The sequence below is a fragment of the Rhizobium sp. BR 362 genome, from assembly GCF_036528765.1.
Classification (GTDB): domain Bacteria; phylum Pseudomonadota; class Alphaproteobacteria; order Rhizobiales; family Rhizobiaceae; genus Rhizobium.
In genome coordinates this window covers 349,051-370,890 of the sequence record NZ_JARWGH010000001.1, presented here as the reverse complement: position 1 = coordinate 370,890, position 21,840 = coordinate 349,051, and the positions used below count along the sequence as shown (strand labels likewise).

The following is a 21,840-nucleotide window of genomic DNA, read 5'->3' as shown; positions in this document are numbered from 1 at the left end:
GCTAAATTGTCAGCATCTTTACTGGCTGGTTAACGCAGCAACAAATATTAGAGGACAGAGCCGATCAAACGGCTACCGGCGCATCAATAGCAGGATGCGGATCGTACCCAGTCACCTCGAAGTCGTTGATGGTGTACCCATCGATGGAATCCGGCCGCCTCAACAGGCGCAGCTTCGGGAACGGACGAGGCTCGCGGCTTAGCAAAGTGTGAGCCATATCCATGTGGTTCAGGTACAGGTGCGTATCGCCGCCTACCCAGATCAACTCTCCAGGCGTCATGTCCACCTGCTGCGCAATCATGTGAAGAAGCGCTGCCTCTTGGGCGATGTTGAATGGAGCGCCCAAACCAAGGTCGCAAGAGCGTTGGCCAACCATAAGCTGCAGCTTCGGCTTTTCAGCTCCGGTCGCCACTCGCTCGTCCCCAAGCCCAGTCACATGAAACTGATACGTCATATGGCATGGGGGAAGAGTCATCTGGCCCAGCTCGGGGACGTTCCACGCGTGGAAAAGCATCCGACGGCTCGACGGGTTCGTCTTGAGCGTTTCAATGACCGTCCCAATTTGGTCGTGCTCTTTGCCATCAGCGTCCAACCACCGACGCCACTGCTTGCCGTAAATCGGGCCGAGATCGCCCCATCGCTGCGAGAAGTCGTCATCTGAAAGAATGCGAGCCTCGAACTCCTCTTGGGAGATATCCTCCCCCGTAGCTTGGAGGTACTTGTCCAGTGGCCAGTCCGTCCAAATGCGAACCTTTTCCTTTAATAGGGACCGAAGGTCAGTCTGGCCTGTGAGGAACCAAAGCATCTCCTTCACAGCCGTTTTCCAAAATACGCGCTTTGTCGTGAAGACCGGGATGGTTCCATCAGACAAGTCGAAGCGCATCATCGCACCGAAAACTGACAACGTTCCCTCACGAGTGCGATCCATTCGACGATCACCGTGTTGAAGAACGTGTTCGATCAGGTCGAGGTACTGGTATTCCGGGTGGCGGGCCATTTTCAAGTTCCTGTGGTTATACCAACGAGTCTGACAACGGCCGAATTCGGAAGCAATAGGCCATCTGCGATCAATGGAGGACCAGCCTCAGGCTACCAATGGTACCGGTACCGTTCCGAAATTCCGGAAAACCTTTTTACACCAATTACTTAAGACCAATGGTACAAGTTTGATGCCGGAAAAGAATGCCACGCCGAGGAAGGTATCGCCGGAGCGCTGATAAAGCTGGCAGGAAAGCTTGCCGTCGGCGACGTAGAACTGGAAGAGGCAATGACACGGCGGCAGCGCCATTTCGTCCACCTCGGCCGGGTTCCAGGCCGAAACGATATGGCGGCGAGAGTTCGGGTTGGTCTTCAGCCCTTCGATCAGATTGGCGATCTGGTCGATATGGCGGCCGTCCGGTGCCGGCCAGGAACGCCATTGATGGCCGTAGACCGGCCCAAGATCGCCGTTTTCGTCGGCCCACTCATCCCAGATCGAAACGCCGTTCTCCTTGAGATAACGGATGTTCGTCTCGCCCTTCAGGAACCACAGCAGCTCATGGATGATCGAGCGCAGATGCAGCTTCTTGGTGGTGAGCACCGGAAAACCCTCGGAAAGGTCAAAGCGCATCTGGTAACCGAAGACCGAGCGCGTGCCTTTGCCGGTGCGGTCGCCGCGGTCGACGCCGGTGTCCATCACATGCTTTAAAAGATCGAGATATTGCTTCATCGCACCCGCCGCCGATTCCATTCCTTCCGAATTTAATGGCAAGTTGGCGGGAAACCAACTGCGGGCTAGCATAAATCCTTGCATTTCTCGCGCCCGCCGTCTGATAACGCGGCAAACCTGTGTTTCCGCGACGCATTTATGACAAATCCCCTTCCATTTGCCGAGGGAAAACACTATATCAGCCATGCCGGTCTTCGGGCCGGCTATGGCGATAAATGAGCGGTGTAATAAACCTATTGGACCCGGGGGCGGTACCCGGCGCCTCCACCAAAAACCGGCCGAGCAAGACCGGCTTTTGATGGGGGCGAAACAGGATCGACAAGGGTGTAAAGATCGACTTTTCGCTCGGCATTGTACCACCGTTATCGGGCTAAAATTGTAGTTGCAAACGACAACTATGCGGAAGCTCGTCTCGCTGCTTAATCGCAGTGTGGCACTTCAAATAAAGTCCTAAGGGGTCGCACTCTTAGGCGGGGTTCGAAGGCACCTGGCAACAGAAGCCTTCACCTTCTCCCTCTCTTCGATATTATGTATGATCAGGCGATGACTCGCGCGCGGGGGTTTCCCGTCGGCGCAGGGCGTGGCATAAGCCTTAGAAAAAACATGGCCAACGAAAGACAGGAAAGCATGGGGCAGGATCATATCCGCTACGACATTTTGGCACAGGACGCCCTGCGTGGGGTCATCCGCAAGGTGTTGACCGAGGTCGGCACCACCGGCCGTCTGCCCGGTGACCATCATTTCTTCATTACCTTTCTGACCGGTGCGGCCGGCGTGCGCATTTCGCAGCACCTGAAGTCGAAATATCCGGAGCAGATGACCATCGTCATCCAGCATCAATTCTGGGATCTGAAGGTCACCGAGAGCCAGTTCGAAATCGGGCTCTCCTTCTCCGACGTCCCGGAAAAGCTGGTCATCCCATTCAACGCGATCCGCGGCTTCTACGATCCATCCGTGAATTTCGAACTGGAATTCGACGTGCCGCTCGCCGAGGACGAGGAAGGCCCCTCCGGCGAGATCACCGCCTATCCAGTATCGGCCGAGGGCAGCGAGGAGCCTGCGCCCGCCAAGGACGGCGAGGAGAAGAAGCCGGGATCGGTCGTCTCTCTCGACGCATTCCGCAAGAAGCAATAGCATTGGGGGAGCACACGCTTCCCCTTTTCACAGCGAGAGCGGAGGGACATCGATGAGTGCCGAAATCGTCAATCTGCGCCAGTTCCGCAAGAAGCAGACACGCTTGGAGAAAGAAAAGCAGGCGGAGCAGAATCGCGTTGCTTTCGGCCGCACCAAGGCGGAGAAGCGCTTGACCAAAGCGCTCAACGATAAAGCGGCGAAAACGCATGAGGCCGGCCATATCGAGCCGCCCAAGACAGACGACTGACGTGCCGAGCTAAAGTGGAAGTCCCCACGAAATCATTCGCTTACCCCAGCATTTTGAATCATTTTTAGAATTATCTCTTCCGTTTCCAAACTTTTTGATCGATCCGCCGATGATCCGCAAACATTCCGCTACGCTGCATGGCCATCGCACCAGCTTTTCCCTTGAAGACGCCTTCTGGAGCGAACTGAAGGCGATCGCCAATGCGCGCGGTACTTCGCTTGCAGCGCTGATCTCCGAAGTCGACGACGGGCGTGATCCGGAGAGCAATCTTTCTTCGGCGCTGCGGCTCTATGTTCTGAAGTGGCTGAAGGATCGCAAATGAAGCGCCGTTAAAGGCGCTTAATCGTCGCTCGACAGCTTCCCAGCTCCCGGCGACGAGGTGGCGGATTTCGTGAAGACCGATGGCGAGGATGCTATCGGGCGATGCCGGGAAGGCTGTTAAAATTCAGCGGCGCACCTGTCTGTGGCACCTGTCCATTGAGAACCGGCAATTGCTGGGCCTCCGCCTTTGCTCGGGCCTCCGCATTGGCCCTCGCCTTGGCTGCAGCTTCCGCCTCCTTTTCCGCGGCGGCCTGGCGCGCCAATTCCCTCAAGCGCTGCTCCTCAGCGCTACGCTGCTGCTCGATTGCCGCATCGCGCTGACGCTGGGCTTCGCGAGCGGCGGCGGTATATTTGTAAAGCGCCACCTCACGCCGCAGCCGCTGCTTCTCCAACACGCTTGCCTGAAGCCGCTCGACACGCTGGCGCTCGCGTTCGAAGGCGCGCAGCGAGAGGAAGCTGGTGATATCGGTCACGTCCATGGTCCGCCCCGGCGTCGCCAACGGGCCGGCGAAATCAAGGCGCAGCGCCGGTTCGGCGCCGGTCAGCGCCTCGTTGCCGGCATTGAAATCGATGCCGAGTGAGCCACGGAAGCGCTCGTCCGGCAGGCTGATTTCGGCATTGCCCGAAAGCTTTGCCAGATCGTTGCCGGTTGCGATATTGGCAGCACGAATGACACCGGTCGAAATATTGAAGGGTATGCTCATTGCCGGCAGCGCCGCCTCGCCATTGTTGAGCAATGTCTGCACGATCGGCAACACTTTGTCAGCCGTGATATCACCCTGGATCTGGTCCGTAGCCGACAACAGCGGCGGCAGGACGGAGAGATTGAGCCCCCGCACATGCGTATCGCCAAGCTTGATCTCGCCCGAGCCGCTGGCATTGGCGGCCAGTTCCCCAAGGCTCTTGCCGCTGGCTTCCATGCTCAGCGCCAAGCCGAAGCGGCCATTGGCGAGCGGCGCGCCGTCGCGTTGCCAGGCAACGGCAGCAAGGTCACCATTGGCGAGATTGAGCTTCGTCTGCATCAGCCCGGTACCGTCTGAATTCGCAAACATCAAATTGCCGCTGAGCGCGCCGCCATTCCAGGCGCCGGCAATGTCGTTCAGCCGCAGCTCCTCGCCCTTATAGGCAGCATTCGTGCTGAAATCTGCGATCGGGTCGAAAATACCCGGCCACAACTGCTTGGCCGAAAGCTTGACGTTGAGATCAAGCCCGCTGAACATCGGCAGCCCCAGCTTGGCCTTGGTGAGATTGCCTGTGGTTGCGTCGGTGATCGGTCCGTAGATCGCTTCGCCCAGCCAGCCGAGATCGGCCTTGTCGAGCGCGAGCTCGCCGCTCGCCTTGATATTCTGAGCCTTGCGGTCGAAGGTGAGCGTGCCGGAAACGTTGTTGTCGGCAAGCTGGCCCTTAATATCGGACAATACGATCTTGCCGGCATCGAGTGCGGCATTCGCCTGGAATTTGACCGGCAAGCCCGGGCCCATCTGCGGTACGCCGATGCCGTTCATGACGAAATAGGGATCAATATCCGCACTTTCGAGCGAGAGCGCGATCTTGCCGTTGAGGAAGGCAGCGGGGCGCACGTCGACCTTGCCATTGGCGGTGAATGAGGTCTTGTCGGTGGCAAAGGTCAGAGCCGCATCCGCCGGATCGGTGCCGTTTGCCGTCACCTTCAGCGTCAGACGGCCATTGGCATCCGCTTCGACGGGCAGCGGATCGAGGCCCGCCTGCCCGAATAGGATCGAGGTCACCGAATTCTCGAGTGTTGCCTCCAAGGTCGTGGTGCCTTTGCCGGTCAGCGCCAACAGGTCGGACATGCGGTAATCGAGATTGACGCGGCTGCCGTTCGAAACACCGGCAAGCGTTACCGCCAGCCCATCGCCCTGATCGCCGCCAAGTGTCAAAGCGCCGCGCAGCGCCGTATTTCCATACCAGGCGGCGTTTCGCACCAGCCGGTCCATCGCCGGATGATGCGGCAAATGCTGGCTCAGCATTTCGAAAAAGGGACCTGGATCGGCCGCCTTGAAGGTGATTTCGCCCGAACCCTTGTAATCCAGCAGCGAACCGTTGGCGCGGCCGGTTGCGGTAATCTCGGCACCGGCGACATTGCGCACGGCAAGCTTATCGAGCGTCAGCGCACCATCGGCGATCGAAAACGACGTCTCGACATTGTCCGCCTGCACGCCGAAAGCGGCGAATTTATCCGCTTTCAGATGCGCCGTAATCCGGTGATCGAGCAAGGTCTCGCCGGCATCCTGACCGGTAAACAGGCCCGTCAGCGCTCTCAGCGCGTCGAGATCGAGCGCATCGCCACTGAGATCGACGGCAAGCCTCGGCGCCTTGTTGTCGGCCGGCGCCTGCCGGTCGAGCTGCCCCTTGAGCGTTGCCGAGCCGACGGCGATTTCAAGATTCTCGAACCGCTGCTCCTCATGGCGCAGGCTGACATCGGCGGAAAAGCCGGCCTGGCGCAACTGCCGGATGGCCGGATCCACCGAACCCACCAGCCAGGATGCCAGGCCGGATGGCTGGTTGGAGGCAACGACGAGATTGCCGATGAAATTCGGATCGCCCTGCAGCATCAAATTGCCCTTGGCCTCGACCTGCGTGCGGCCCGGCAGCGTGCCGATCGCATGGTCGATCTTCCAACCGGCGCCGGCCGGCTCCAGATCGAGCTGTACGTCGCGGATGGTCGTATCGCCGGCAACGATCGCCGGCAGGCGGACAGTCGCCTTGCCAGGCACCTGCGGAATCGGGATTTCGGCGGCGATCGCAATAAGGCTGTTCAGCCGCTGGCGCGCCGAAATGGAGGGGTTGCGGTTCGTCTTGCCGCTGGTTCCCTGCGTGTTGCCGAGGCGGTTGACATCGATCTGCTGGCCGTCAGCCGTCAGCAGAAATTCCGGCTTGGTGCCGGTGTCGAGCGTCGCCTCGCCTGTTACGACATAAGGGTCGTCCGCGGCTCCCACCTCCAAGCGATATTCCGGAATCCGTATGCGCTCGTTGGTAAGCTCGAAGCGACCCTTGACCCGCGGCTGAACCTGTTCGTCGGCGGGTTTATGTGTCTGCTTGTCCTCAATTCCCGCCGTGAACATGCCGATATAGTCCGGCTTGCTGTTGATCAGCTTCAATTCGCCGTCGAGATCGACGTTGAGTGGATGGCGGTCCGGCTGCAATCGGGTACGGACGCGCAAGACGCCGTACTCGTCAGGCTGGCTGCTCGCGATAGTGAAATTGCCATGCTCGCCGTCGAGCGCCGCATCGCCGTCGATCCGCCAAGGCCCCGCCAGCGACCGGGCGGACATCTCCGCGTTTAGGCCGGTAATGTGCCGGGTGCGGCCGGATTGCTCGTCGATGAACTGGATATCACCGCCGTCGACATGCACGCCTTCGAGCACCACCGACTTGGCGGGAATTTCCGGCTGACTACCACGCATCCAGTCGAGTGTCCCGTCCTTCAACAGCCGCAGACGCACCTTCGGCTCGGAAACGCGCATGTCGAAAATGAGAGCTTCGCCGGACAGGAACGGCGCGAGCTCGGCATCCATGGAGAATTGAGCGATCTGCACCAGCGGCGTCCCGTCGGGTTCCTGCCCGACGCGCACATCATGCAATGTCACGGAAGGAAAAGGCAGGAGGCGAGCGTCAACGGTGCCATGAACGGTCACCTTCTTGCCGATGATTCGACTCGCCTGATCCTCGAAATTCTTGCGAAAATCGGTCCAGTCTATGAAGAGCGGAGCAAGCAGCGCTATGAACAGCACTACTACGAGCACTCCCCCCAGGAAAACCAGGACCCTACCTAACAATGCACACCGTCTCCATTCTGCATTCCAATTACGATATCAAGGCGCCCGTTAGCCAAGCGGACATGAAAAAGACGCTCCAGATCTTCAGCCTATAAGCCTGCTTCCTATCCAAAACCGCATCGCAGTTTTTGGACCATGCTGCAAATCTAGAGCATCTTCACCGCTTTCCATGACGCCATATGAAAACGGGATGTTCTAGCCTAACGCCATTCACGCCGGGGGCAAGCCAAGATCTTGGCAATATTCCATTTTTCATTGAGTCTGGAATATCTTGCCGGGGTTGAAAATCGCGTCGGGATCAAGCGCCTGTTTGACCTCGCGCATCAGATCGACAGCGCCGCCAAGCTCCTGTTCCAGAAACGACATCTTGCCCTGGCCAATACCATGCTCGCCTGTGCAGGTACCGTCCATTGCGAGCGCGCGTCTGTTCAGCCGGGCGACAAAGGCCTCGACGACAGCGATACCTTCCGGCGTCTTGTCGTCGAAGAGCACCAGGACGTGGAAATTGCCGTCGCCAGCGTGACCAACGATCGGCGCCAGCAATCCGTGCTCCTCGATATCGGCCTGGGTCGCGGCAACACATTCAGCGAGCCTCGATATCGGCACGCAGACATCCGTCGATAAGGCTGCAAGTTCCGGCGCCAAAGCGCGCGACGCCCAATAGGCATCGTGACGCGCCTTCCAGAGTTTGTTGCGCTCTTCGAGATTGCTGGTCCAGATGAATTCTCCGCCGCCGCATTCGGCCGCGATCTCTGCGAATTGCTCCGATTGCAGCGCGACCGTCTCGTCGGTACCGTGAAACTCCAGGAACAGCGTCGGCTGCTCGTCGTAGGTCAGGCCGGAATAGCGGTTGCACGCTCTCATTTGCACGGCGTCCAGCAGTTCAATGCGAGCGACGGGAACGCCCATCTGGATCGTCATGATAACCGCATCGCACGCTGCCTTAACGCTCGGAAAGGCGCAGGCGCCGCCGGCGATTTTCTGCGGAATGCCTTGCAAGCGCAGCGTCACCGACGTCAGCACGCCGAGCGTACCCTCGGCACCGACAAAAAGGCGGGTCAAGTCATAACCGGCGGAGGATTTTTTGGCGCGGCGTGCGGTGCGGATCTCCTCGCCATTGGCGGTGACGGCGGTGACGGCAAGCACATTGTCCTTCATCGTCCCGTAGCGCACGGCATTGGTGCCGGAGGCGCGCGTCGAGGCCATGCCGCCGATCGAGGCATTGGCACCGGGGTCGATCGGGAAGAACAGGCCGGTGTCGCGCAGATAGTTGTTGAGCTGCTCGCGGGTGACGCCAGGCTCGACCGTGCAGTCGAGATCCTCGGCATTCACTTCAAGTATGCGATTCATCCGGCTGAAATCGATCGAAATTCCGCCCTGCGGCGCGTTGACCTGCCCTTCGAGCGAAGAGCCCGTGCCGAACGCGATGACCGGCACTTTATGCTCGGCGCAGGCTCTGACGATCGCCTGCACGTCCTCACTCGTCTCTACGAAAACCACGCCATCGGGTAGCTGGGCCGGGATATAGGTGGTCGTGTGGGCGTGCTGGGCCCGAAAGCTTTCGCCGGTCTGAAACCGCTCGCCGAAGGCCTGCTTCAGGATGCCGAGAACGGCGGCAATGCCCGCCTCGTTGCGTATCCCCGCCTTCACGTCAGCCAGAGCCATGTTTCCGATCTCCCATCGCAAGTACAAAAAGGAATGTTAACCCTTTTCGCGGTTCTATGAGACATCAGAACGACACTGTCCAGTCACCAAAATAGCCTGCGGTCTCCATGCAAAGGCTGTATGGCCACTTCAAATCGATCCGCTTCAATTGCTCCCGGCAAGCGGACGCATCTGCAGATCGAAACTCGACTTCACCACATTGCTGGAAATGATCGCGAGCGTGCTTTTCCCCGCCGGGCAAAGGTCGCTCGCAAGACGATATTCGTAGCCGTTGTTGAGAAAGGAAAATTGTCCGGCCGTAACACCCGCCTTGCAGAGATCGGCACCTGCCGCCGACGCCGCAGCCAGGGGCGTGTAGTGCCCGCCGATCTGGATCGCGTTCGACGTCTTCTTGTCGACGCCGATATAGTTCAGATCGCAAGAACTCGTGATGCCGGCGATGCTGGTCGCTCCGTCCGCATTGCAGGTGCTATAGATATAGACGTAGTTTTTGTCCGACTCGAACGCGACGCCATTGTTGAATTTCACCTCGGTCGCCTTGCCGTTAAGCTGCGACGGCGTGCCGTCCTGAGATATGCTGAGATTGCCGCCGTTGTATTTGAACGCATAGCCGGAAACATGGCTCGGCGTACCATCAGCCTCATGGCCGTTGACCTCATTGCCGCTATAGATATCCGCCTCGTCGTGCCTGTCGTTGAGCACCACCAGCTTCACATCCTTGCAATCAAAATCGCCGCCGCAGCGATCGACGATGAAGGCTTCATGCCCTTCGACCTGCAGGGAAAAGGCGGGGCTGCTTGCAAGAAGGGCGGCTGACGACGCGATGGCGGCGAGGAGACGGCGTGACCTCGAACCGGAGCGAAAATGCATCCGCGCGATACCGGCCTCGCGACCCATGCCCGCCATCATACCCATCAAAGCCATAGCACCGATCTCCCTCGCCTCTATGGGTTGTATGGGGCAAGAGAGCCAGCCTGTCCAGCCAGGGGATAACGAAGGAAACAAACACAGTTGGGCGAGGTGTTCACCCATCCGCAGATGCCGGAGCTCAAACAGTTCCTCGGCTTGCATTGAGACCGGCGAAGGCTCCGGTCAATCTCGCATCGGCGCGCGCGCGGTCTCCAGCAGGCCAACCCAAGCGCCGGGCGCCATGCCGAATGCCTTCTTGAAATGCCGAGTCAGATGGCTTTGATCCGCAAATCCGGTGGCGGCTGCGACTTCGGCGATCGGCTCGCCATCGGCGATCATCGCCTTGGCGCGCTGCAGCCGCCGCATCAGCAGGAAGCGATGCGGGCTGGTGGCGAAGGCGGCGCGGAAATGACGAGAGAGCGCAAAGCGGTCGAGGCCGGTGATGCGCTCCAGCTCCTCCGAGCGGACGCCGCGCATGGCATGCGCTTCCAGATAATCGCGCGCCGTCTTTGCCTGGCTCCAGGCGATGCTCCCCAGCGGCTTTTGCGGCAGACGCGCATGTGAGGCGAGCCCTGCAGCGACCCGTGAGACGAAATCGTCGACGAAGAGCTCATCCAGCTCACGGTCGAGTTCGCCGAGGGCTGCCAGCAGCAGGCCGGCAAGACGGTCGTCCTCGACCACGGGATCATCGACAAAGGGCAGTCCGATGCGTGCGGCTTCCAGGCACTGCATCAGCATCGACGGTTCGAGATAGAGCATGCGGTAGAGCAATCCGTCGTCGGTCGCGGCGCCGCCATCATGCAGCTCGTCCGGATGCAGAACGATCACCCGGCCCGGCAGGCTGTAGCGCCGCTCGCCGCGGTAGCTGAAGGCCTGCACGCCGCGGATGGTGACGCCGAGCGCATAGGTATCGTGCCGATGCGGCTCGAAGGCGTCGCCGCGAAACTCAGCCTGAATGCGCTCGATACCGGGATAAGCGGGTGCGGATACGATGCGGTTTGCTTCCGGCATCGTGCACGAACGTTCAAGACCTTCGAAGATATGGCCGGCAACATCCTCGCGCAAAGGCTCATTCCCCGACTGCATGAGAGAGATCATCAATGTTCAATACCAAAATCGCGATCGTTCTGCGAAGCAATCTTGCATCCTGGCAAAAACTGAACGTCACCGCCTTCCTGTCGAGCGGCATTGTCGGCCAGTTTCCCGATGTCATTGGCGAGCCCTATCGTGACCGCGCCGGCAATCTCTACAACGCCCTATCGATCCAGCCGATGATCGTATTGTCCGCCGACGAAGAAACGATGAGCACGATCCATCGCCGGTCGCTGGAGCGAAACGTGACGTCCTCGATCTTCATCGAGGAAATGTTTGCGACCGGTCACGATGTCGCCAATCGTGCCGTCTTCTCCGAATTTGCGCCCGAGGACGCCAAGGTGGTCGGCATTGCCTTGCGTGCGGACAAGAAGATCGTCGACAAGATCACCAAGGGCGCGACGATGCATTCCTGAATGGCTTGAGGTTCAAAACAAAAGGGCCGGATCGAAAACCCGGCCGTCCTTGTTTGATATCGATGTCAAATCAGCCGTTCTGAGTGATCGGCGCGATCTGGATTTCGACGCGGCGGTTCTGCGCACGGCCGGCTTCCGTGGCATTGGTCGCGACCGGCTGGGTCGGGCCGAAGCCGACGGCAGACATGCGGCGCTGGTCGATGCCCTGGCTGCCGAGATAGCTCGCGACCGAATCGGCGCGGCGTTCGGACAGATCCTGGTTATGCTGCAGGCTGCCGGTCGAATCCGTATGTCCGTTGACGTCGATCAGCGTGCGGTTGAACTTGCGCAGCACGATCGCGACCGAATTCAGCGTCGGATAGAACTCCGGCTTGATCGCATCCTGGTCGATGTCGAAGGTAATGGCCGACGGCATGTTGAGAATGATGCGATCGCCGACGCGCGTCACCGAGACGCCGGTACCCTGCAACTGCGCACGCAATTCGGATTCCTGCTGGTCCATGTAATTGCCGATGCCGGCACCGGCGAGCGCACCGACGCCAGCGCCGATCAGCGCTGCATTGCGGCGCGATGCCGGCGAGTGCCCGATGAGAAGACCGGCAACCGCGCCGACGCCGGCGCCGATCGCGGCACCTCCTGCCGTGTTGGATACCTTCTGTTCGCCCGTATAGGGATCGGTTGTCGTACATGCATTGAGAAAGGCTGCCGAGACGGCAAGGATGGCAAATTTCTTGATCATAGAATCGTCGCTCTCCGGTTCGATGGCCGCAGGAGATATGAAGCATTGCGGCAATATGATGAAGCGGAATCTTCACCCACCCGCTGCCCACCTGCCCGGCCCTTGTTCCGGAGCGTTTTCCACCAAAATGACGGGTTGGAGGAAATAGGATCGTCTCTGCTGATTTCTGCTCATTTCGCTTGGAATCCAGTGATTTACGCGCTTAGAGATTTTGGAAAAGCTGCCTCACCGTATCGTAGCTCGCATTGGCAATCGACAGCGATTGCAATCCCAGTTGCTGCTGCGTCTGCAGCGCCAATACCCTGCTGGACTGCTTCTCCATGTTGGCATCGACCAGCTTGCCGACACCGCTCGTGAGCGAATCACTGAGATTGCTGGCGAATTGGTTTTGCAGACTGACGCGCGATTCCAAGGAGCCGAAGGCCGAACCTATCGTGTTCAGTTGATGCAGCATGGCGGTGACGGTGTTGACCATGTCGGTCACGGCGCCTTGTGTGGTATTGGCGTCGAGTGCGATTTCCACCTGCCCGCTGGTGTCGCCGTTTTTGCTGCCGATCAGCACATAGTTTTGGGCAGCTCCCGCTTCCGTTGCAAAAGCGGTGGAGGTCAGCACACCGTAGCCGCCGGTACCGCTTGACTGATCGTCGATCAGGTATCGTGCATCCGTCGATGCGATGGTGCCGCTGGTCGCACTGACACCCTCATAATTCAGCATGCCGATGGAAACCGTGCCATCCGTATGTCGGATGAGGGAGCCCGGTATCTCATGCGGCTCGGTCGGATCCTCGCCGTCCTGAAGCATGACCCAGTTGACGCCGTTGAAGCTTGCCGATTCGCCGACGCTGCGAAGCTGGTCCTTGAGTTCGCTGATCTCGTCGTTGAGCTTGCTCTTGTCGACGCTGCCCTCATAGGCGGTCACCAATTTCGACCTGATCTGAGTTACGATGTCGATGGCACTGGTGATACCCGTGGAGGCGGTGCTGACCGTGGCGGCTGCAAGCCCCAGCGCATCCTGCACGGCCGAGACGGCGCCGATATCGGTGCGCGTCAATGTCGAGATCGTCCAGTAGGTGGCGTCGTCCTTGGCAGTCTGCACGCGCAGACCGGACGACATCTGACGCTGTGCGACATTCAGATTCGCCTGGGTGTTTCGAAGGACTTCAAGGGCTGTATTGACAGGGGAACTCACCCTTATGAAGGTCGAAAAAATACTCACGGCACACGGACTCCGGACACAACGATACACAACAAGTACAAGGAGACATGGAACCATGCCGCGGGCACTCATGCGCGCGGGCCGACTAGGTCGGCGAAGGTGAGCCCGGCAAAAACAGCGCCGGAAACTCGAGCGGTTACAGGCATCTATGATTAGCAATCATGCTTAATAAAGCGATAATCGAAACTGCCGATTTACCATAAATCGCCCTTCGATCCGAAAATGATTATCGCGCTGAGGTTGTGGTCACTCTGCCGCCCTGAGCTCAGACCCCTTCGCGCGCAATGCCGCTTCCGCCATCTCGTCGTGCAGCCGCCGCTCCTCATGTGCTTGCGGCTTGGCGAAGCGGGCAATCAGGATATAGGCGACCGGGGTGATGTAAAGCGTCACCAAAGTCGCAAAACTAAGGCCGCCGACGATCACCCAACCGAGCGCGATGCGCGCTTCCGCGCCTGCGCCATGGGCGAACACCAGCGGCACACCGCCGAGGATCGTAGCGATCATCGTCATCATGACCGGGCGCAGACGCAGGGCGCAGGCTCTTTCGATCGCCTCGCGCACCCCCTCGCCCTTGTCGCGGAGCTGATTGGCGAACTCCACGATCAGGATGCCGTTCTTCGCCATGACACCGACAAGCAGCACCAAGCCGATCTGGCTGTAGATGTTGAGGCTGGAACCAGTGATGACGAGCGCGAAAACCGCGCAGGCGAGGCCGAGCGGGACCGTCGACATGATGATCAGCGACGACAGCACGCTTTCGAATTGCGCCGCAAGCACCAGGAAAATGATGACGATGGCAAAGCCGAAAGTCAGCGCCATGCCGCTGGAATTCTCCTCAAGCGTCGCGGCCTCCGCGAGAGGAATCAAGCGCGCGCCGGGCGGCAAAAGCGGCGCCGCAATCGCCGTCACCTGTTCGACCGCCTGGCCGAGGGACATGCCGGGCTTCAGGCCCGCTGTGATGGCGACGGAGGCAAGCTGCTGCTCGCGTGTCAGCTGCGGTGCAACCGCCCCCTCCTTCAGGCTTGCGATAACAGACATCGGCACGATCTTGCCGTCGCCGGTCTTCAGGAACACGTTTTCGAGATCGGTCGGATCGTCGATCGGCCGCATGGTCGACGTCAGCAGCACCGGATAGGCCTCGCCCGCGACAAAGACATCGACGACCGAACGTCCTTCGAGCAGCGATTGCAGCGCCGTCGACATGCCGGTGATATCGATGCCGAGATCGGAGGCGCGCTCGCGATCGATCGCGACCGAGACCTGCGCCTGCGTCGGTTCGTTGTTCAGGCGCGGCGTATCGAACTGGCCCGTGGCGTCCAGAGCGTGCACCAGCTTCAGCGCCGCCTGCGTCAACGCCTCGTGGTCATTGCCGGTCAGTGCCATCTGCACGCCGCTGCCAGCACCACGGATACGCAGGCTGTTCGACTGGATGACGTTGCCGCGCAGCGCCGGCACGCGAGCCATCGCCCGGTTGATATCGCCGACGATTTCAGTCTGCGTGCGATGGCGGTCGCTCCACGGCGCGAGCGTCAATACCATGAAGCCGCTGTTGGCTGCGCCGTTCTGGCCGGAAATCGCATAGATATTGCGGATATCACCGCTATTCATCAATGGCTGCAGGTTCTCTTCGACGCGCTGCAACTGGTCCCTGGTATAGTCAAGGCTGGCACCCTGCGGGGTGGTCAGCCGGAGCATGACCATGGCGCGATCCTCGCTCGGCGTCAGCTCGCTCTTGACGCCCGTGAAGGCAAGAACAGCGGCGGCGGAAAAAATCGCGCAGAAGACCATGACCACCAGCGGCGCATTCAGGCAGGCCCGGAGCGTGCGACGATAGACACCGGAAAACAGCTCTCCGAACCGGCCGAGCAAGCCGTGATCCTCGCGCATCTCCTTGGTCAGCATGCGCGAGGCCAGCATTGGACACAACGTCAGCGCGACGATGGACGATAGACCGACGGAAAAGGCGAGCACGAAGCCGAATTCGCGAAACAGCCCACCCACCTGGCCCGGCAGGAAGGATAGCGGAATGAAGACGGTGGCGAGGGTCGCGGTTGTTGCAATGACCGCAAAGAAGACCTCGCGCGTGCCGAGAACGGCGGCCGCCCGCGGCCCCATTTTTTCCGATCTGCGCCGTACGATATTTTCGAGAACAACGATGGCGTCGTCGACCACAAGGCCGGTCGCAAGCACGATCGCCAGCAGCGTCAGGATGTTGACGGAGAAACCGACCATATAAAGCGCCGCCAGAGTGCCCGTCAGCGCCACCGGCATGGTGACGGCGGGGATCAGCGTCGCGCGCCAATCGCGAAGGAAGAGGTAGATCACAACCGTGACGATCAGAGCCGACAGCACCAGCGCCAGCACCACCTCATGAATCGCACCCTGGATGAACATGGCGTCATCACTAGCGATCGCGATACGGGTTCCTTCCGGCAGCGACTTCGACAATTGCGCCACCACGGCCTTCACACCATTGGAAATGTTCAGCGTGTTCGACTGCGCTTGGCGAATGATGCCGAGGCCGACGCCCTGCACGCCGTTGGAGCGCAGTGCCGTCGTCCCGTCGCGCGGCCCGAGCGTTACGGTTGCGACGTCGGAAAGGCGGATGCGGTCCTTGATGATCAGCCGCGAGAAATCCTCAGGCGTCTGCAGCGCCGCCGTGGCCCGCACGACAATATCCTGCCGCGTGCTCTTCAGCGATCCCGCCGGCACATCGAGCGCGGCCGTGGCGAGCGCCGTCGTCAGATCGCCGATCGTCAGGCCGCGGCCCGCAAGCGCCGCCTGGTCGACATCGATGCGGAAGACCTTCTCCTGGTCGCCATAAAGCTCGACATCGGCCACGCCCTCGACGGCTGCCAACCGGTCGGTGATCTCGTTGTCGACCAGTTGCGTCAGGTCGTCCATGGTCAGCGCATTGGAAGTGACGGCAAGGCGCATGATCGGCTGCGAATCCGAATCCGCCTTGACGATCTGCGGCGCATCCGCCTCATCCGGCAATTGCTCGGTGATGCGGCCTATGGCGTCGCGCACATCGTTTGCGGCAACGGAGAGGTCGGTGGCGTCGGAAAATTCAAGTGTCACGCGGCTCTGGCCGAAAGAGGAGTTCGAAGACACCGATTTCAGGCCGCTGACACGGGCGACAGCGCCTTCGATGACCTTGGTCAGTTCCTGGTCCACCGTCTGCGGCGCAGCGCCGTCGAACATCGTCCGCACGGTCACCACCGGGCGGTCGACGTCCGGCAATTCGCGCACCTCGACGCCGAAATAGGCAGCAAGGCCGGCAACCACCATCAATGTGTTGAAAACCAGCGCCAGGATCGGCCGGCGCACGAAGAGCGCGGTGAAACCCTGTTTGCCACCGCCGCCCTCGGCAATGTCGCCGACGTCGCTCTGATGTCCGGTCATTGCGTGACGACCTCCGCCGCCTCGGCGACATCACGGGCAAAGCGCACCGCGCCGCCCTCAGTCACGCGCTGCAATCCCTCGGTGACGATCAGGTCGCCATTCCTGAGATCGGCCCGAACAAGTACGGCGTCCGGATTGCGCTGCACGACGTTGACGCGGACCTTGGAGGACTTGCCGTCGACGACGCGCCAGACATAGGAGCCCTCCCCGTCCCATTGCACCGACAGCGGATCGACAGAGGGATAGGTCTCGCCGGCAAACCGCATGCCGACGTTGAAGGACATGCCGGCACGCAGTTCGTCGGACGCATTGTCGATACGGGCGCGGATACGCAGTGTCCGGCTGGTGCCGTCGACGCGATTGTCGACCGCCTCCACCACGCCTGAGAAAAGCCGGCCCGGCCGCGCCACCGATGTCGCCTCCACCGGCTGGTTGACCTTGACGGTATTGGCGAAACGCTCCGGTACCCAATAATCGACCAGGATTTCCGAACGGTCGTCGAGCGTGACGATGCTGGTCGTCGTGGTGACGTTGTCGCCGATGACGACGGGCACGATGCCGACGATGCCATCGATCGGCGCGACGATGTCCCGACGCTTCAACGCCAGCTCGGCCGACTGCAACGCCAGTCTCGCGCCCTGTTCGGCGATCTCGGCGTCGAACACATCCATGCGCGACACACTGGATTTGATGGTGTGATAGAGCTGCGATTTCTCGACCGCGCTTTTCAGCGTCACTTCGGCCTGACCACGGGCAATGATCTGCTCGTCATTGTCGAGGCGGGCCAAAACCTGCCCCTGCTTCACCCTGTCGCCGGACTTGATCAGGATTTCGCGGATCATGCCCGTTGCCTGGGGTGTGACCACGACGGAACGGATGGCATCGCCTGTGCCGATGGCGCTCAGACGATCGTTGACCACGCCACTCACCACAGCCTTGGTCACCACCAGCGGTGTATTGGAGCTGCGCCGCTTGTTGCCGCCCGCAGCGTTACCCTCTTCCGCACTACCTCCGCCATCGGCCGGTGCAACCGCCGTCACCCATGACGGGGGAACGCCAATTTTCGTCAGCAACCCGGCCGTGCCCGGCAGGAAGACCAGCGCCGCGGCGCAGCCGGCCACAAGCAGGATGAGGGATAGGAAAAGCTGCTTCCAGGCGGTCATGCACGTCTCCGGCTCGGTTTGTCAGAGGCGACGAAATCGCGTCGTAAATTCAGCGTGGTTTCTCCAAAATCCTTCAGGTTTATTGAGACCAGGCCGCAGGCGAAGTGGCGATATGCCGCAAGATTCCGCCCTATTTTCAGCAATATCGGTCTTTTGCCATTCAGCGGCAAGATTTGCGCTGCATTATGACGAAGTTGTAATGTTGTCGCGAACAACGGTACGTTTTGGCGCTCGTTGGTAGAGGTCAGCAAAGCTGTGAAATGGGTTGCCGAAAAGCTTGAACACGCAGAAATGTGCACTTTTTGTTCTATTTTCCGGCCGTTTCTTTTGCCTTTCAGGGCAGAATCATTACATTGAGCCGCATGACCATCGGACATGACGACATTCCCTTCTTTGACGACGAGCCGGAGCACGTGGCCCCGCGTCGGCCCGGCCCTGCCCCGAGCATCGGTGGCGGTATTGCCGCCCGCGCCATGGCGGCGCGCGACAGTGGCCGCCGGCCCGACTATCTCGCCGGTCTAAACCCGGAGCAGGCGCAAGCAGTCGAGACGCTGGATGGGCCTGTCCTGGTGCTCGCCGGCGCCGGCACCGGCAAGACGCGGGTGCTGACGACCCGCATCGCTCATATCCTGTCCAGCAATCGCGCTTTTCCTTCGCAGATCCTCGCCGTCACCTTCACCAACAAGGCCGCACGCGAGATGAAGGAGCGCATTGCACTGCTCGTTGGCGGTGCCGTAGAGGGCATGCCCTGGCTCGGCACTTTCCATTCGATCGGCGTCAAGCTGCTGCGCCGTCACTCCGAACTGGTCGGCCTCTCCTCGAGCTTCACCATTCTCGACACCGACGATGTCGTGCGCCTGCTCAAGCAATTGATCCAGGCCGAGGGCCTGGACGACAAGCGTTGGCCTGCCAAGCAATTCGCGGGGATGATCGACACCTGGAAGAACAAGGGTCTCGGCCCGGCCGATATCCCGGAAGGCGATGCACGCGCCTTTGCCAACGGCAAGGGCCGCGAGCTCTATGCTGCCTACCAAAACCGCTTGAAGACGTTGAACGCCTGCGACTTCGGCGATCTTTTGCTGCATCCGATCAATATGTTCCGGCAGAATCCTGATATATTGAAGGATTATCACAAGCGTTTCCGCTACATCCTGGTCGACGAATATCAGGACACCAACACCGCTCAATATATGTGGCTGCGCCTGCTGGCGCAGCGGCCGAAGGGCGAACTGCAGAATGTCTGCTGCGTCGGCGACGACGATCAGTCGATCTACGGCTGGCGCGGCGCTGAGGTGGACAATATCCTGCGTTTCGAAAAGGATTTTCCCGGCGCCAAGGTGATCAAACTGGAGCGCAACTATCGCTCGACCGAACACATTCTCGGCGCCGCCGCGCATCTGATCGCCCATAACGAGGGACGGCTCGGCAAGACGCTGTTCACCGATCGCTCCGATCCCGATGACATCAAGGTGCAGGTGCATGCCTCCTGGGATTCGGAGGAGGAAGCGCGTGCGATCGGTGAAGAGATCGAGCAGCTTCAGCGCAACAAGCACAATCTCAATGACATGGCCATCCTCGTGCGCGCCTCCTTCCAGATGCGCGAATTCGAAGATCGCTTCGTCACGCTCGGCCTGAACTATCGCGTCATCGGCGGCCCGCGCTTCTACGAGCGCCTCGAAATCCGCGATGCCATGGCCTATTTCCGCCTCGTCTGCCAACCGGCCGACGATCTCGCCTTCGAGCGCATCATCAATACGCCGAAGCGCGGCCTCGGCGACACGACAGTGCGCGCATTGCACGACTATGCTCGCGTCCGCGACATTCCGATGCTGGCGGCGGCGGCTGATATCATCGAGACGGACGAGATGAAGCCGAAGGCGCGCAAGGCGCTGTTCGACGTCGTGCAATCCTTCCGCCGCTGGCAGGGATTGCTTGAAAACACGCCGCATACCGAGCTTGCCGAGCAGATTCTCGAAGAGTCCGGCTATACCGACATGTGGAAGAACGACAAATCGGCGGAAGCGCCCGGACGGCTGGAAAACCTGAAGGAACTCATCCGCTCGATAGAAAGCTTCGAATCCATGCGCGGCTTCCTCGAACACGTCGCCCTCGTCATGGATGCCGAGCAGAATGAGGATCTGGACGCCGTCTCGATCATGACGCTGCACTCCGCCAAGGGTCTGGAATTCGACACCGTCTTCCTACCCGGCTGGGAGGAAGGCCTGTTTCCGCACCAGCGCTCGCTCGACGAAAGCGGCCGCGCCGGCCTGGAGGAAGAACGCCGCCTCGCCTATGTCGGCCTTACCCGCGCCAAGCGCCGCTGCCACATCTGGTTCGTTTCCAACCGCCGCATCCACGGCCTCTGGCAATCGACCATTCCGTCGCGCTTCCTCGACGAACTGCCGGAAACCCATGTCGAAGTCGCCGAAATGGAACAGTCCTACGGCGGTTACGGCCGCGGCGGCTACGGCCAGTCTCGTTTCGACAAGGCCGACCCCTTCGCCAACTCCTACTCCACCCCCGGCTGGAAACGCGCCCAGGCCAACAAGACCGACGCCACCCGCGACAACTGGGGTTCCCGCTCCGGCCACGCCGTCGAACGCATCGGCTACGGCGAAAGCGGCCCCAAAACCCGCACCATCGAAGGCGAACTCGTCGCCAAATCCACCTCCACCGAACCGTCCCGCTTCTCGATCGGCGACCGCGTCTTCCACATCAAATTCGGCAACGGCAATATTTCCGAGATCGAGGGCAACAAGCTGACCATCGAATTCGATCGGGCCGGCCAAAAGAGAGTGCTGGATGGGTTTGTGGAGCGGGTGTGAGGGTTGCCCAGGGTGTCGGCCGCCTCGATCATCTGCTTGTCAACGCATGCACTTTGTTCCCGGCCCTTAGGGCACATGCTCCATCATGATTTGCGTGTGCAGCATCGGCGCTTCGCTTCCGAAGTAAGTCTTCAGTAGCGGCAGAAAATCGTCCGACAGATAAAAATCTGTGAGCGCGCGGTCGACCACCAGGCGAAAATCGGCATCGTCGCGCCTCAGGGCGATTGCATATGGTTCATGCGTGAACAGGCGATCTCCGACTTCGAGCAAGGACGGATCGTGCGCACGTTGAGCCAGGCTCATGAGCAACACCCGATCGGCGAAATAGGCGTCGATCTTGTGTTCCTCCAGCGCCTTTAGTCCGTCCTCGTGCGTGTCGAAATCGGCGATCCGTGTTTTCGAGGTCTCGATGCTGCGCGCCTCGCGCAATATTGCGTCCGTCGTGGTATTTGCGCGCACGCCGATGACGCTGGTGGATGCAGCACGCTGGCTAACGGAACGAACAGCGGGCGTGTCGAGAAAAAGAGCGTGCAAATAATCCGGCGAGTCCTTGCGCAACAGGGCGCTCGCTCCGGTCAGGAAGATTGGCTGTGAGAAGTCGACGAGTTTGCGCCTCTCCAGATTGACGGTGATGGCCCCGCAAAGCACGTCGATCTGACCATTCTTGATGGCATCGAAACCATTGGCCAGCGTCATTTCTACATATTCGCGCTTCAACTGCGGAACCGTGTGCTCGATTTCATCTGCGACCTTGCCGCAGAGGTCGATGGCATATCCCATCGGTTTTTCATTCGGCTTGCTGGAGGAAAAGGGCGCTTCGTCGGCGATGTAGCCGATGCGAAGGGTTGCATGCTGGAAAAGCGCATCGAGCGTCCCGGCGCTCGCTCCGCAGACCGAAAGGAAAACGGCAAGGCCCGTCAGCAGCAACCGTCTCATGCGCTTGGCCAGACTTGTATGCGGGGCAACGGCACCAGCATTATCCTCGTCTCCGAAAAACGGATGATCGCAAGAGCTGAAAGCAGATTATGGCTTCGCGGCCATTTGTCAATTGCGGGCACTCCGCGAAGCTGGGTGCAGAACACCGCTAGTTTCTCGCTTGCCCGTCCGCCTATGAGGCGAGACAATCTGATGGTTGCTGGCGAGCTTCAGGCCAGCATAGTCCCTCGAAAATCATCGCGCCCATCTTATCTTCGCTTCGAG

At 60.2% G+C, this 21,840-nt stretch carries 16 protein-coding genes, 1 other RNA gene and 1 pseudogene; 6 read left to right on the top strand and 12 right to left on the bottom strand.

The window, feature by feature from the left end:
• Positions 1 to 64 precede the first annotated feature (64 nt).
• Positions 65 to 997 carry a thymidylate synthase gene (gene thyA, locus QDY28_RS01790; protein WP_331379988.1) on the bottom strand — a complete coding sequence of 311 codons (933 nt, stop codon included), beginning with the start codon at positions 995 to 997 and terminating at the stop codon, positions 65 to 67.
• A gap of 183 nt (positions 998 to 1,180) precedes the next feature.
• Positions 1,181 to 1,708, bottom strand: a pseudogene (locus QDY28_RS01785) (thymidylate synthase); the annotation flags it as partial.
• A gap of 147 nt (positions 1,709 to 1,855) precedes the next feature.
• On the opposite strand from QDY28_RS01785, the gene ssrA reads away from it, so the two are divergent.
• The 4 genes from ssrA (at position 1,856) to QDY28_RS01765 (ending at position 3,411) form a co-directional block, all read left to right on the top strand.
• Positions 1,856 to 2,216: a transfer-messenger RNA gene (gene ssrA, locus QDY28_RS01780) on the top strand.
• Between the two features lie 119 nt (positions 2,217 to 2,335).
• The gene (locus QDY28_RS01775) at positions 2,336 to 2,842 is read left to right on the top strand and encodes an SspB family protein (RefSeq protein WP_331380067.1); all 507 of its coding nucleotides are present in this window, start codon (positions 2,336 to 2,338) and stop codon (positions 2,840 to 2,842) included.
• Between the two features lie 52 nt (positions 2,843 to 2,894).
• Positions 2,895 to 3,089: a DUF4169 family protein gene (locus tag QDY28_RS01770; RefSeq protein ID WP_331379987.1), complete on the top strand. Its 195-nt coding sequence runs from the start codon at positions 2,895 to 2,897 to the stop codon at positions 3,087 to 3,089.
• 109 nt (positions 3,090 to 3,198) lie between these two features.
• Positions 3,199 to 3,411 (top strand): ribbon-helix-helix domain-containing protein, encoded by a 213-nt coding sequence (locus QDY28_RS01765; RefSeq protein WP_331379986.1) that lies wholly within the window; start codon positions 3,199 to 3,201, stop codon positions 3,409 to 3,411.
• A gap of 91 nt (positions 3,412 to 3,502) precedes the next feature.
• Here QDY28_RS01765 and QDY28_RS01760 read toward each other — a convergent pair whose 3' ends face one another.
• The 4 genes from QDY28_RS01760 to QDY28_RS01745 all read right to left on the bottom strand — a co-directional run bounded on the left by QDY28_RS01760 (position 3,503) and on the right by QDY28_RS01745 (position 10,870).
• Complete coding sequence (locus QDY28_RS01760) at positions 3,503 to 7,210, bottom strand: AsmA family protein (protein ID WP_331379985.1); 3,708 nt, start codon at positions 7,208 to 7,210, stop codon at positions 3,503 to 3,505.
• A gap of 252 nt (positions 7,211 to 7,462) precedes the next feature.
• Positions 7,463 to 8,875, bottom strand: coding sequence for an FAD-binding oxidoreductase (locus QDY28_RS01755; protein WP_331379984.1), 1,413 nt, complete (start codon positions 8,873 to 8,875; stop codon positions 7,463 to 7,465).
• A gap of 144 nt (positions 8,876 to 9,019) precedes the next feature.
• Complete coding sequence (locus tag QDY28_RS01750) at positions 9,020 to 9,799, bottom strand: hypothetical protein (RefSeq protein WP_331379983.1); 780 nt, start codon at positions 9,797 to 9,799, stop codon at positions 9,020 to 9,022.
• 168 nt (positions 9,800 to 9,967) lie between these two features.
• Positions 9,968 to 10,870: an AraC family transcriptional regulator gene (locus QDY28_RS01745; protein ID WP_442967464.1), complete on the bottom strand. Its 903-nt coding sequence runs from the start codon at positions 10,868 to 10,870 to the stop codon at positions 9,968 to 9,970.
• A gap of 14 nt (positions 10,871 to 10,884) precedes the next feature.
• On the opposite strand from QDY28_RS01745, the gene QDY28_RS01740 reads away from it, so the two are divergent.
• A complete protein-coding gene (locus QDY28_RS01740) occupies positions 10,885 to 11,292 on the top strand; it encodes a DUF2000 family protein (protein WP_331379982.1) in 408 nt (135 codons plus the stop codon).
• A gap of 70 nt (positions 11,293 to 11,362) precedes the next feature.
• On the opposite strand, the gene QDY28_RS01735 is transcribed toward QDY28_RS01740, so the two are convergent.
• From QDY28_RS01735 to QDY28_RS01715, 5 genes are all read right to left on the bottom strand, one after another.
• Complete coding sequence (locus tag QDY28_RS01735; RefSeq protein WP_331379981.1) at positions 11,363 to 12,031, bottom strand: OmpA family protein; 669 nt, start codon at positions 12,029 to 12,031, stop codon at positions 11,363 to 11,365.
• A 202-nt stretch (positions 12,032 to 12,233) separates the two neighbouring features.
• Complete coding sequence (locus QDY28_RS01730; RefSeq protein ID WP_331379980.1) at positions 12,234 to 13,247, bottom strand: flagellin N-terminal helical domain-containing protein; 1,014 nt, start codon at positions 13,245 to 13,247, stop codon at positions 12,234 to 12,236.
• 246 nt (positions 13,248 to 13,493) lie between these two features.
• Positions 13,494 to 16,652, bottom strand: coding sequence for an efflux RND transporter permease subunit (locus tag QDY28_RS01725; RefSeq protein WP_331379979.1), 3,159 nt, complete (start codon positions 16,650 to 16,652; stop codon positions 13,494 to 13,496).
• On the bottom strand, positions 16,649 to 17,815 hold the full coding sequence (locus QDY28_RS01720; protein WP_331379978.1) for an efflux RND transporter periplasmic adaptor subunit: 1,167 nt from the start codon (positions 17,813 to 17,815) through the stop codon (positions 16,649 to 16,651). The genes QDY28_RS01725 and QDY28_RS01720 overlap by 4 nt, the downstream gene beginning before the upstream one ends.
• A complete protein-coding gene (locus tag QDY28_RS01715; RefSeq protein ID WP_331379977.1) occupies positions 17,812 to 18,192 on the bottom strand; it encodes a hypothetical protein in 381 nt (126 codons plus the stop codon). Before QDY28_RS01715 ends, QDY28_RS01720 begins: the two co-directional genes overlap by 4 nt.
• On the opposite strand from QDY28_RS01715, the gene QDY28_RS01710 reads away from it, so the two are divergent.
• Positions 18,178 to 20,640, top strand: coding sequence for an ATP-dependent helicase (locus QDY28_RS01710; protein ID WP_331379976.1), 2,463 nt, complete (start codon positions 18,178 to 18,180; stop codon positions 20,638 to 20,640). The two genes, QDY28_RS01715 and QDY28_RS01710, sit on opposite strands and share 15 nt — an antisense overlap.
• 66 nt (positions 20,641 to 20,706) lie before the next feature.
• Here the strand turns inward: QDY28_RS01710 and QDY28_RS01705 are convergent, their stop codons facing one another.
• Positions 20,707 to 21,576, bottom strand: coding sequence for an amino acid ABC transporter substrate-binding protein (locus tag QDY28_RS01705; protein WP_331379975.1), 870 nt, complete (start codon positions 21,574 to 21,576; stop codon positions 20,707 to 20,709).
• Positions 21,577 to 21,840: the final 264 nt, after the last annotated feature.

Coding starts and splice junctions, on each gene's coding strand:
- QDY28_RS01725 (WP_331379979.1), bottom strand. CDS start 16,652: ATGACCGGACATCAGAGCGACGTCGGCGACATTGCCGAGGGCGGCGGT.
- QDY28_RS01715 (WP_331379977.1), bottom strand. CDS start 18,192: ATGTCCGATGGTCATGCGGCTCAATGTAATGATTCTGCCCTGAAAGGC.
- QDY28_RS01740 (WP_331379982.1), top strand. CDS start 10,885: ATGTTCAATACCAAAATCGCGATCGTTCTGCGAAGCAATCTTGCATCC.
- QDY28_RS01755 (WP_331379984.1), bottom strand. CDS start 8,875: ATGGCTCTGGCTGACGTGAAGGCGGGGATACGCAACGAGGCGGGCATT.
- thyA (WP_331379988.1), bottom strand. CDS start 997: ATGGCCCGCCACCCGGAATACCAGTACCTCGACCTGATCGAACACGTT.
- QDY28_RS01770 (WP_331379987.1), top strand. CDS start 2,895: ATGAGTGCCGAAATCGTCAATCTGCGCCAGTTCCGCAAGAAGCAGACA.
- QDY28_RS01750 (WP_331379983.1), bottom strand. CDS start 9,799: ATGGCTTTGATGGGTATGATGGCGGGCATGGGTCGCGAGGCCGGTATC.
- QDY28_RS01775 (WP_331380067.1), top strand. CDS start 2,336: ATGGGGCAGGATCATATCCGCTACGACATTTTGGCACAGGACGCCCTG.
- QDY28_RS01705 (WP_331379975.1), bottom strand. CDS start 21,576: ATGAGACGGTTGCTGCTGACGGGCCTTGCCGTTTTCCTTTCGGTCTGC.
- QDY28_RS01765 (WP_331379986.1), top strand. CDS start 3,199: ATGATCCGCAAACATTCCGCTACGCTGCATGGCCATCGCACCAGCTTT.
- QDY28_RS01735 (WP_331379981.1), bottom strand. CDS start 12,031: ATGATCAAGAAATTTGCCATCCTTGCCGTCTCGGCAGCCTTTCTCAAT.
- QDY28_RS01720 (WP_331379978.1), bottom strand. CDS start 17,815: ATGACCGCCTGGAAGCAGCTTTTCCTATCCCTCATCCTGCTTGTGGCC.
- QDY28_RS01710 (WP_331379976.1), top strand. CDS start 18,178: ATGACCATCGGACATGACGACATTCCCTTCTTTGACGACGAGCCGGAG.
- QDY28_RS01745 (WP_442967464.1), bottom strand. CDS start 10,870: ATGCAGTCGGGGAATGAGCCTTTGCGCGAGGATGTTGCCGGCCATATC.